Source organism: Sulfitobacter sp. HI0129, from assembly GCF_001635395.1.
Lineage (GTDB): Bacteria > Pseudomonadota > Alphaproteobacteria > Rhodobacterales > Rhodobacteraceae > Sulfitobacter.
The window spans coordinates 1-10,359 of the sequence record NZ_LWGH01000468.1; the positions used below are offsets into that span (position 1 = coordinate 1).

The window sequence follows — 10,359 nt, forward strand, 5'->3', positions numbered from 1 at the left end:
GCGCAGCTTTTCGCCCTCGGCATCCAGCACCATACGCACGGCGATGCAGGCGCGCGGCACACCTTCGTGCAGGCTGCACAGGTCGCCCGACAGCCGGTCCGGCAGCATCGGCACGACGCGATCGGGGAAATAGGTGGAATTTCCGCGTTTGCGCGCCTCCCGGTCCAGGGCCGAACCGGGGGTCACATAGGCGGCCACATCCGCGATGGCGACCCAGAGAACATGTCCGCCTTCGTTGTCGGGGTCATCGTCGGCGTGCGCGAAGCAGGCATCGTCATGATCGCGCGCATCGCTCGGGTCGATGGTGATGAGCGGCAGGTCCCGCAGATCCTCCCTCCCCTTCAACCCGACAGGTTTCACACGATCCGCCTCCGCCATCACCTCGTCGGGGAAATGATCGGGTATCCCATGCTGGTGGATCGCGATGAGAGACACGGCCTTCGGCGCGGAGGGATCCCCCAGCCGTTCCACGATACGTGCCCGCTGCAGGCCGAGACGGTTCTTGGGTCCGGCCTGTTCGGCCTCCACCAACTCGCCGTCCTTCGCACCACCGCTCGCATCCGCAGCCACCTGCCATTCACGGTCCGCACCCTTGTCGATGGGCAGAATGCGCCCCCCTTCGGCGGATTTTCGGAAGATGCCCAACACGCTTTTCGGGTTGGTGCCGATCCGGCGGATCAGGCGCGCCTCGTAATGATGGTCATCGCCCTTCACCAGCGTCAGCCGGGCCAGTATCCGGTCCCCTTCGCCCAAGGCGGGATCGGAGGCGCGGGGGATTACCAGTACAACGGGCTCCTGCCCTTCGCCCTGCCACTCCATCGGCTTGGCAAAAAGATCGCCGTTCTTGTCCGGCCCGGTAACGAGCAGCACGGAAACGGGCGGCAGGCGATCCGGATCCCGGTAGCTGCGTTTGCGTTTCTCCAGATGCCCTTCGGCTTCGAGTTCTTTCAACACGCGCTTGAGGTCGATACGCGCGGCCCCCTTGATGCCGAAAGCCTTGGCGATGTCGCGCTTGGCGGTCAGGGTGGGATTGTTCTCGACCCAGTCGAGGATTTCGGATTTGGAGGGTAGCTTGCTCATCCCCGTGAGGTAGCACGCACCCCCCGCGCCGTCATGGCAAATCGTCGACGGTGTCCACGTCGCGCAGGGTGGCCACCAACCCGATGCGCTTTCCGGGAAGCTTGGCCCGCGTATCGGCAAGGGCATGGCGGGTGGACCATCGCACGCCGTCGAAGACACGGGGCGGCAGGGTAGGCCCCCGCTTTGCGCCGATCAGCCAGAACCCCCCGTCGGGTGCCGGGCCGAAAACCATGTCATTGTGCCCCAGCGCGGCGAATGCCTCCGCGATGCGCTGCCGGTCGATGCCCGGCACATCCGCGCCGATCAGGCAGACGGGCCCCGGCGGTGCCTGCCGCAGCATCCGCACCATCCGGCGGCCCAGATCCCCCCGCCCCTGCGCCCAGCGCGGCAGGTCCGTTGGCCACACCCGGCTTTCCAGACCTTCCACATCGGGCGCTACGGCCAGAACAACCTGCCAGCGCGGGTCCACAACCCTCCGCAAGAGCCGCCGCGTCTGGTGCCGGAACCACCACGCCGCCGCCGTCATGCCGATCTCCCGCCCCAGCCGGGTCTTGACCCGCCCGGGGCGAGGCACCTTGAGCATGACGATCAATGTGGGCTTCACAGGGTCGCTTCCATGTCGCGGTGGGGAATACCTGCATCGTCATAGACCGGGCCGAAGGCGGTAAAGCCGAGGCGTTCGTAGAACCCCAGGGCATGGGTCTGCGCGCCCAGCACTGCACGCGACACACCGGGTTCCGCCTGTGCAACGGTGAGCGCGGCGCGGATCAGCGCGGCCCCCGCACCTGTACCGCGCCACGGCTGACGCACGCAGACGCGCCCGATCTTTGCGACATCGCCCTTTGTCGTGATCCGGGCGGTACCGACAGGCTTACCTTCGGCGAAGGCCAGCAGGTGAATGGAAACGGGATCCAGTTCGTCGATCTCCTCCGCTTCGGAAACGCCTTGCTCGTCGATGAAAACCCCCCGCCTCAGGGCGCGGCAAAGGCCGATGTCCTGCGTTGTCGTCACAATGAAGGTCATGCGAAGTAATCGCGTAGGATACGTTCGTAGATGCTGGAAAGCTGGCGAATGTGATCGACCTTCACGTGTTCGTCCACCTGATGCATCGACTGGCCCACAAGTCCGAATTCGACAACGGGGCAATGGTGCTGGACGAACCGCGCGTCCGACGTGCCACCGCTGGTGGACAGCACCGGCGTAACGCCGGTTTCCGCCGTTACGGCGGCGGATACGAGGTCAGACAGCGGCCCCGGCGGCGTTATGAAGCTTTCGCCGGAAACCTTGACCTCCATCTCGACCCGAACCCCGAAGGTTTGCTCCACCGCGTCGGCTTCTTCACGCAGCCATTCGGTCAGGCTCTGACCACTGTGCAGGTCGTTGAAACGAATGTTGAGCGTCGCACGCGTCTGCGCCGGGATCACGTTCGTTGCGGGGTTTCCGGTATCCACCGTGACGACCGCAAGGGTGGAGGGATCGAAATGCGCGCTCCCCTCATCGAGGGTGTGAGACGCCAGCCGGTCCAGCAGGCGCACCATCGGCGGCAAGGGGTTGAGCGCCCGATGCGGATAGGCCGCGTGCCCTTGCCGCCCGATCACGCGCAGATGCGCATTGAGCGAACCGCGCCGACCGATTTTCATCATCTCACCCATGGTTTCAGGGCAGGTCGGTTCCCCCACGAGGCAGACATCCATGCGTTCCCCGGCCTCCGACATATGATCGAGCAATGCGGTCGTGCCATCCAGCGCATCGCCCTCCTCGTCCCCCGTGATCGCGAGGATGACGGCTCCGTCCGGCGGGTTTTCACGCAACATGTTGACCGCCGCCGCGGCAAAGGCCGCCACACCGGATTTCATGTCCGTGGTGCCGCGCCCGTACATTACGCCGTCGACGACCTCCGCTCCGAATGGCGCGTGGGACCAGTCCGCTTCCGCGCCGATGGGAACGACGTCGGTATGGCCGTTGAAACCGAAGGTCCTGTCGGCCCCACGCGCGCCCCAGCGGGCGAAAAGATTGCGGATTCCGCCGCGGTCAACCCGGACACATTCGAACCCCGCGTCTTCCAACAGCTTTTCCAGCACATCAAGCGCACCGGCATCTTCCGGCGTCACGGAAGGGCAACGGACAAGCTGGGCGGTCAGTTCTACAGGATCGATCCGGGACATCGCGGCTCCTTATCGGGCCGGGGCCCGGTTGTAATTGTGGCGAAAAAAGCGCGCCTGTCAGTCGGTTGCAAGCAAAATAGCTTAACAGAACGACCATCCCCGTGTTACGAACATGGCAATAATATGACCCGAGGCAGGGCATTCAGCAGTATCGGCACCTGAAACCAGGGCCATCCGTATATCAACGGGCGACAAGAGTGCGGATTCAATCCGCGCCATGCTGGATTGTGCTGTTTCGGCCAGGGGACAGGCATGCGCATGGTCAAGGCATCGAAACTACCCATCAACACCGTCCGCGAGGGCACGACTGCCGACGACATGGCGCAGACGATCTTCGGCAATGGCGCCGTCGTAACCGGAGCGACCTATTACGGCGACGTGGATAGCGCAGGCACTTATTCGCGCGGCGACGACAAATCCCCGAATGTGACGCCGTCTGACACCGGCGTCATCCTCTCCACGGGTAACGCGGAAAGCTTCACCAATAACAAGGGCGAAGCGAACCAGCGGGCCGACACCAGCGAGAACACCACCGGGATCGACAATTTCGGCCCCTTCAATCAGGAGGCGGGCACCAATACCTACGATGCCGCCGTACTGGACGTGGATTTCATCCCCGGCAGCTCGGTGATGACGATGCAGTTCGTGTTCTCCTCCGAGGAATATCCCGAGTACGAGAACTCCGTCTTTCAGGATTTCGTCGGCGTCTGGATCAACGGAGAGCTCGTTCCGCTCGAGGTGGGGGACGGGGACACCGATCCGGGCAACATCAACACGACCAACAACGTGAACATGTACGTCAACAACCAGAATGACGACTACAACACGGAGATGGACGGATTTACCGTCACCATGACGCTCACGATGTACGTGAATCCCGACGTGGTAAACTCCATGCGGATCGCCATCGCCGACGTTGCCGACAGCGCCTACGATTCGAACCTGCTGATCGCCGCCAATTCCGTGCAGACTGAACTGATCGCGATGACGGATGAGGTGACGGTTTCACCTACCGGCAGCGCCGTGGTGGATGTTCTGGCGAACGACATCAACAACGGCGGCGGTACGATCACGATCACCCATATCAACGGGCAGTCGGTCACCGCCGGTTCCATCGTGACCCTGCCTACCGGGCAGCAGATCACCGTGAATCCCGACGGAACGCTGGACGTGCTGGGCGACGGGGACACCGAGAATTTCAATTTCACCTACACCACCACTAACGGCAATGACACCGATGTAGGCTATGTCAACGCCTCCTCCGTACCCTGTTTCGTGGCCGGAACGCTCATCGCCACGCCCGAGGGGGAGCGCCCTGCCGAAACGCTGCGCCCGGGAGACTTGGTGTTGACGCAGGACGAAGGCGCGCAGCCCCTGCGCTGGATCGGGACGCGGACGGTCCCGGCGGAGGGGGAGTTTGCCCCGATCTACATCAGGGCGAATACCTTCGGCACGCACCGGGATCTGCTGGTGTCTCCGCTTCACCGGGTCCTGATACGCGATAGCCTCGCGGCACTGCTGTTCGGCGAAGACGAAGTGCTGATTGCCGCGCGCGATCTGGTCAACGATCGATCCGTCCTGCGCAAGCCGGGCGGCGATGTCACCTATGTCCATCTGATGTTCGACCGCCATCAGGTCGTCTTTTCCGAAGGCCTCGCTACCGAAAGCTTCCTGCCCGGTCCCCAGACCGCCCGCAGTTTCGAGAGCGAGATCGTGGCAGAACTCTCGGCCCTTTTTCCGGAACTCGATCCGCATACAGGCGGCGGCTATTCTCCCGCCGCGCGCAGGACGCTGCGCCGGTTCGAAGCGGACCTGTTCCGCGCGACGCAGGCGGCCTGACATGACCTGGATCGCCATTGCCGACCACAGCGAACGCCGCCTGTCCCTGCGCGGTCTGGGGGAGGACAAATGCGAACGGCCCCTGCTCGACGACCGGCCCGAAACGCTGCTTAACCATGGCACCCTGCTGATGGAAACGCGCCCTTCGCCCGATGGCCGCCCGCAGGTTCTTTTCGGTTACAAGAACCCCTACCCCCATCTGCGCAGCCTGACGTTTCAGGCGGTGCCGGGCGGTGGGATTTCCATGGTTCAGGTACACGGAGAGGCGATTTCCCACGCCGCGATCTCCTATCAGAACCGGGGGCGCACCGACGTTCTGCGGATCATCTATTCGTGGGACATCGAAGCGGGCTGGGCGCGGCTGACGCTGGAACGGCCCGAAGATGAACATGTGGTCACCGTACCCGTGGCCAATCCCCATCCCCTCACGCTTGAGGATATCCGCGACCTGATGCTGGGACGGCGAAACCACACCTTCGCGCCCGACATGATCTTTGCCGCGCTGTCGAACCGGATCGAACCCATCGGCCCTGCTCCGACATTGCACCCCGAAACGCCGCTGGCGACCCCCTGGGGCTACAGGCCCGTGTCGCAGCTTCGGCGCGGTGACACGGTGCTGACCCAAGGCGGCGATGTTGTCCCGGTCCTCCACCGGGTGAACCGGACGGTCCCGGCCCGCGGCAGTTTCCGCCCGCTTCGGCTGCGTGCGCCCTACTTCGGGCTCCAGCAGGATGTCGTGGTGGCGCCCGACCAGCGCCTGCGCATCGATGGGCCCGAGGTCGAATACCTTTTCAACGAAGAGGCCGTTCTGGTGCCGGCACGGCATCTCATGAACGGTTTCGCCGCGCTGGAAGAACCTGTCGGTCCGGTCACGACCTATACGCAGCTCGTTCTGCCGGGTCATGATACCGTTCTTGCCGGGGGCACGGCACTGGAGAGCCTCTATATCGGTCGGATCAGGCGGAATGCCCAGCGCCTCGCCAGCAGCGTGCTGCACGATGCGGACCGCAGCAGCCTGCCGGAACACGGGCGCCCGGGGCATCAGGTGCTGAAATGGTACGAGGCGATACACCTCGCCCGGCGCCGCGCGGCCTGAGCCCGTTCAGTCGAAGAACGGCGTTACCTGCGCCACGATGACCGAATTCTCGTCCAGCGCCCGCTGCATGAGCGCGCGTTCCTCTTCGTCGATCTCATGCCCTTCGGCTTCGCGCTCCCCCAGTGTCCCGTAACCCGTGACATCGAGCGGGTTCACGTCCGCCTGCTTGAGGATCGCAACGGTTTCGCGCACAGCTTCGGCTTCGTCCACACCGGAGGCAAAACACATGAGCGCCGCCCCCGTCGCCCTGTCGGGCAGACCGTCGCCATCCTTGCGGCCGATTTCGACCAGCAGGGTATAGACCTGCTGCCGCGAGGGTTTCTTCTGCTTTTTCGTATCGGTCATGAAAAGGGCCACCATCCGCAACAGATGGCAGCCCTAGCGTTTTCAGCCGGTCTTGGAAAGGGTCAGGTCCTGCCCCTGACCAGCCGGGTGAGCCAGATGAGCAGGCAGGCACCGATGACGGCAACGATCAACTGACCGATCCATCCCCCGAGCGTGCCGCCGGTGATCAGCGTGAGCAAGAAGTTTGCCACGACCGCGCCAAGGATGCCGAGAACGATATTCATGATCAGCCCCATGTCTGATTTCATGATCTTCTCTGCGATCCAGCCGGCGATGCCGCCAACGATGATGGCTGCGAACCAACCCAAACCTGTCATGACAAATTCTCCCTTCGATATGTCGCACGGATAACCCGATGCGTTACCGAATGTTCCGCCATGCCACCGAAACGGTCAACAAATTTCCGCTTTGCGTCAATCGCGCAGCAATTCGTTGATCGAGGTCTTCGACCGCGTCCGTTCGTCCACCCGCTTCACGATGACCGCGCAATAGAGGTTCACGCCGTTCTTGCTGGGCATCGTTCCCGCGACGACGACGGAACCCGCAGGCACTTCGCCATACATGACTTCGCCTGTCTCACGATCCAGGATCTTGGTGGACTGGCCGATGAAAACGCCCATCCCCAGCACCGATCCCTCGCGCACGATGCAGCCTTCCACCACTTCGGAGCGGGCCCCGATAAAGCAGTTGTCTTCGATGATCGTGGGGCCAGCCTGCATCGGCTCCAGCACGCCGCCAATGCCCACGCCGCCCGACAGGTGCACGTTCTTGCCGATCTGCGCGCAGGAGCCGACGGTGGCCCAGGTATCCACCATCGTGCCGCTGTCCACATAGGCCCCGATGTTGACGAAGGAGGGCATCAGCACGACGTTGGGCGCGATATAGGCCGACCGGCGCACCACGCAGTTGGGTACGGCGCGAAAGCCCGCGTTCTTCCATTCGTCAGGGCCCCAGCCCTTGAACTTGCTGTCGACCTTGTCCCACCAGCCGCTGCCCTGCGGGCCGCCTTCCTGATGCTCCATGTCCTTGATGCGGAATCCCAGCAGCACGGCTTTCTTCGCCCATTGGTTCACGTGCCAGGTGCCGTCCTCGCCCCGTTCCGCCACGCGCAATTCGCCCGCATCCAGCGCGTTGAGCGTTTCCTCGATCGCGTCGCGCGCTTCGCCACGACTGGAGGAGGTAATCTTGTCGCGGGTGTCCCAAGCGGATTCGATGGCGGCTTCGAGGTGATCGTTGGACATGAGAGGTCTCCGGAATACTGTGTCCCCCGCGTCATACGCCTGCAGAGGCCGCCGCGCAATCGTTGCACCCCCGCGACGCGATTCATCGGGCAGATCGACATGGCCAATCCCGGTGATCCGTTGCATGCTGATCCGACGCGCGCTACCTGCGCGGGGGACAGCCGACCGGAGAAACCGCATGAAAGAAGCCGCCCGCCACCCTTTGCGTGACGCGCATTCGGACCGCACGAAAGCCCAGCAGGCACCCGACACGCCGCAGACCCGTGCCCCCGCCTACAGACTTGCCTTCCTCGACGATGATTTCCTCTGCCGGGACGAAATGCGCCCGGTGCGCCTGCAGCTCGAACTGCAGAAGCCCGAGATGATCCTCGATGCCCATGGCGTGACCTCCACCATCGTGCTGTTCGGAGGCGCCCGAATTCCCGAACCGTCGCAAAAGCATCTGGCGCGCACCCAGACGCTTGCCGACCTGTCAGCCTTTTACGACGAAACCCGGGAATTCGCGCGGCTGATGACCGAGAAATCGGCAGACAGCGGATACCGCGAAAACGTCATCGTCACGGGCGGTGGCCCCGGCGTGATGGAGGCGGGCAATCGCGGCGCGCTCGATGCCGGGGGCCGGTCCGTCGGGCTGAATATCGTTCTGCCGTTCGAACAGGCCCCGAACGAATATGTCACCCCGGAACTGTGCTTCAATTTCCATTACTTCGCGATCCGCAAGATGCACTTCCTCATGCGGGCAAAGGCGATTTGCGTCTTCCCGGGCGGTTTCGGCACGATGGACGAACTGTTCGAGGCCCTGACCCTGATTCAGACGGGGCGTATGCAGCGGGTGCCGTTTTTGCTGTTCGGTCGTGCCTTCTGGGAAAAGATCATCAACTGGGACGCTCTGGCGGATGCCGGCACGATATCTGCCGAAGATCTGGAGCTGTTCCGCTTCGTCGAAACGGCGACCGAGGCGATGGAGCTGATCGAGAACTGGCCCATGCCCACCACCCAGCGGGATCATGTCCCCGGAAGGAACGTCGGTGATGGAGAGTGAAGGCATGATCACCATGATCCTCATCGCCGCGGTCGTATTCACCACCGTGGGATGGTTTCACTTTGCGGTCCTGTCCCGGACCGTCCCGCCGGTGATCGACAGCAACATGTCCCGGGCGGCCCAACATACGAGCCTTGTTGCCTTGATCGGAACGCTGCACGCGTTCGAGGCATTCATCTATGCCCTGGTCTTCCGGTGGAGCCAGAGCTTGGGTCTCGGTGGTTTCAAACCGGATGAACCCCTGTCACTTATGGACGTGTATTACTTTTCGCTGGTCAACTACACGACGCTCGGCCTCGGGGACATATACCCGTCCGGGCACCTGAGGTTCCTCGCTGGCATGGAATCCCTGGGCGGGTTCCTGCTGCTGAGCTGCTCGGCGTCCTACCTTTTCTCGGTCGCGCAGTCACACGTCAAGAAGGGGGATTAGGCCTGCGCCGGCAGAACACCCACTTCGACATGATGCGGCAAGGTTTCCACGATCTGGCCGTGATCCGTTTCCTTGATGCAGTAGCCATAGCCCGCCAGACGATGTTTCCATTCGCGGGGGGAAAGCGAGACGCTGCGTTCACGCAGAACCAGATCGATGATGCTGGCGGTGATATAGGGGTCTTGGTTAAAGACGACGGACATTGTTCATTCCTCCGATTGAACTTCCAGTGGAAACAATCAACCGTAGGAATGTGGCAGAAATTCACCCGAAACCGGGCGGCAGCAAGATCTTGTCGTGGCGCGCTTGGGGCAGCTGTCCACTGACCCTGAACCTCAGGCCCCGCTTCAGCCCTGCTGCGTCATGCCTGCTTCCGCCTCTATCTGACGCCGGGATTTCCTTGCGCGTTCGGTAGCTGACTTGAGCTGACCGCAGGCCGCCATGATGTCCTCCCCCCGCGGGGTGCGGATGGGTGAGGCATAGCCGGCCTTGTAGATGATGTCCGCGAAGGCCCGGATGCGGTTGTTGGAGGACCGCTTGTAAGGCGCCCCGGGCCATTCGTTGAACGGGATCAGGTTGATCTTGGCCGGGATACCCTCGATCAGCTTGACCAAGCGGCGCGCGTCTTCGTCGCTGTCGTTCACGCCGTCCAGCATCACGTATTCGAAAGTGATCCGTTCGGAATTGCTGACCTTGGGATAGGCCCGCAGCGCATCGAGAAGTTCGGCGATATTCCATCGCTTGTTGATCGGCACCAGCTTGTCGCGCACCTCATCCGTCGTGGCATGGAAGGACACCGCCAACTGGCAGCCGATTTCCTGCGCAGTCTTGGCGATTTCCGGCACGACGCCAGAGGTCGAAAGGGTGATGCGGCGGCGTGAAAGCTGGATGCCTTCGGCGTCCATGGCGATTTTCATCGCGTCGCGCACATTCTCGAAATTATAAAGCGGCTCGCCCATGCCCATCAGCACGATGTTGCTCAGCAGCCGGGTTTCGTCCTTGGGCGCGCCGATTTCCGGCCATTCACCCAGATCGTCCCGCGCGACCATCACCTGGCCGATGATCTCTGCCGCGGTGAGGTTACGAACCAGCTTTTGCGTGCCGGTATGGCAAAAGGAACA

The 10,359-nt window shown here is 62.9% G+C and carries 13 protein-coding genes; 4 read left to right on the forward strand and 9 right to left on the reverse strand.

The annotated features are described in order from the left end of the window. The 4 genes from A3764_RS12750 to dapE form a co-directional block, all read right to left on the reverse strand. On the reverse strand, positions 1 to 1,080 hold a 1,080-nt coding region (locus tag A3764_RS12750; RefSeq protein WP_150122167.1), incomplete at its 3' end, for an RNB domain-containing ribonuclease. 31 nt (positions 1,081 to 1,111) lie between these two features. Continuing rightward, positions 1,112 to 1,684, reverse strand: coding sequence for a TIGR04282 family arsenosugar biosynthesis glycosyltransferase (locus A3764_RS12755; RefSeq protein WP_150120614.1), 573 nt, complete (start codon positions 1,682 to 1,684; stop codon positions 1,112 to 1,114). Beyond that, a complete protein-coding gene (locus A3764_RS12760; RefSeq protein ID WP_067919962.1) occupies positions 1,681 to 2,103 on the reverse strand; it encodes a GNAT family N-acetyltransferase in 423 nt (140 codons plus the stop codon). Before A3764_RS12760 ends, A3764_RS12755 begins: the two co-directional genes overlap by 4 nt. Beyond that, positions 2,100 to 3,245 carry a succinyl-diaminopimelate desuccinylase gene (dapE, locus tag A3764_RS12765; RefSeq protein ID WP_067919963.1) on the reverse strand — a complete coding sequence of 382 codons (1,146 nt, stop codon included), beginning with the start codon at positions 3,243 to 3,245 and terminating at the stop codon, positions 2,100 to 2,102. The genes A3764_RS12760 and dapE overlap by 4 nt, the downstream gene beginning before the upstream one ends. Positions 3,246 to 3,503: 258 nt before the next feature. On the opposite strand from dapE, the gene A3764_RS12770 reads away from it, so the two are divergent. Both A3764_RS12770 and A3764_RS12775 read left to right on the forward strand, forming a co-directional pair. Further along, positions 3,504 to 5,084, forward strand: a complete 1,581-nt coding sequence (locus A3764_RS12770; protein ID WP_067920006.1) for a Hint domain-containing protein — start codon at positions 3,504 to 3,506, stop codon at positions 5,082 to 5,084. 1 nt (position 5,085) lies between these two features. Beyond that, complete coding sequence (locus A3764_RS12775) at positions 5,086 to 6,180, forward strand: Hint domain-containing protein (protein ID WP_067919965.1); 1,095 nt, start codon at positions 5,086 to 5,088, stop codon at positions 6,178 to 6,180. Between the two features lie 6 nt (positions 6,181 to 6,186). Here A3764_RS12775 and A3764_RS12780 read toward each other — a convergent pair whose 3' ends face one another. The 3 genes from A3764_RS12780 to dapD all read right to left on the reverse strand — a co-directional run bounded on the left by A3764_RS12780 (position 6,187) and on the right by dapD (position 7,766). Beyond that, the gene (locus tag A3764_RS12780; RefSeq protein ID WP_201722114.1) at positions 6,187 to 6,525 is read right to left on the reverse strand and encodes a hypothetical protein; all 339 of its coding nucleotides are present in this window, start codon (positions 6,523 to 6,525) and stop codon (positions 6,187 to 6,189) included. Between the two features lie 62 nt (positions 6,526 to 6,587). Continuing rightward, entirely contained in the window at positions 6,588 to 6,842 is a 255-nt protein-coding gene (locus A3764_RS12785) for a GlsB/YeaQ/YmgE family stress response membrane protein (protein WP_067919969.1), read from the reverse strand. A gap of 96 nt (positions 6,843 to 6,938) precedes the next feature. Beyond that, entirely contained in the window at positions 6,939 to 7,766 is an 828-nt protein-coding gene (dapD, locus tag A3764_RS12790; RefSeq protein WP_067919971.1) for a 2,3,4,5-tetrahydropyridine-2,6-dicarboxylate N-succinyltransferase, read from the reverse strand. Positions 7,767 to 7,944: 178 nt separating this feature from the next. On the opposite strand from dapD, the gene A3764_RS12795 reads away from it, so the two are divergent. Both A3764_RS12795 and A3764_RS12800 read left to right on the forward strand, forming a co-directional pair. Beyond that, complete coding sequence (locus A3764_RS12795; RefSeq protein ID WP_067919973.1) at positions 7,945 to 8,808, forward strand: TIGR00730 family Rossman fold protein; 864 nt, start codon at positions 7,945 to 7,947, stop codon at positions 8,806 to 8,808. Beyond that, a complete protein-coding gene (locus tag A3764_RS12800) occupies positions 8,798 to 9,238 on the forward strand; it encodes a potassium channel family protein (protein ID WP_236628191.1) in 441 nt (146 codons plus the stop codon). Before A3764_RS12795 ends, A3764_RS12800 begins: the two co-directional genes overlap by 11 nt. On the opposite strand, the gene A3764_RS12805 is transcribed toward A3764_RS12800, so the two are convergent. Further along, a complete protein-coding gene (locus A3764_RS12805; RefSeq protein ID WP_067919976.1) occupies positions 9,235 to 9,441 on the reverse strand; it encodes a hypothetical protein in 207 nt (68 codons plus the stop codon). The genes A3764_RS12800 and A3764_RS12805 overlap by 4 nt on opposite strands. A 144-nt stretch (positions 9,442 to 9,585) precedes the next feature. Then, positions 9,586 to 10,359 (reverse strand): 23S rRNA (adenine(2503)-C(2))-methyltransferase RlmN (gene rlmN / locus A3764_RS12810; RefSeq protein ID WP_150122168.1); only part of this gene is annotated, 774 nt, incomplete at its 5' end.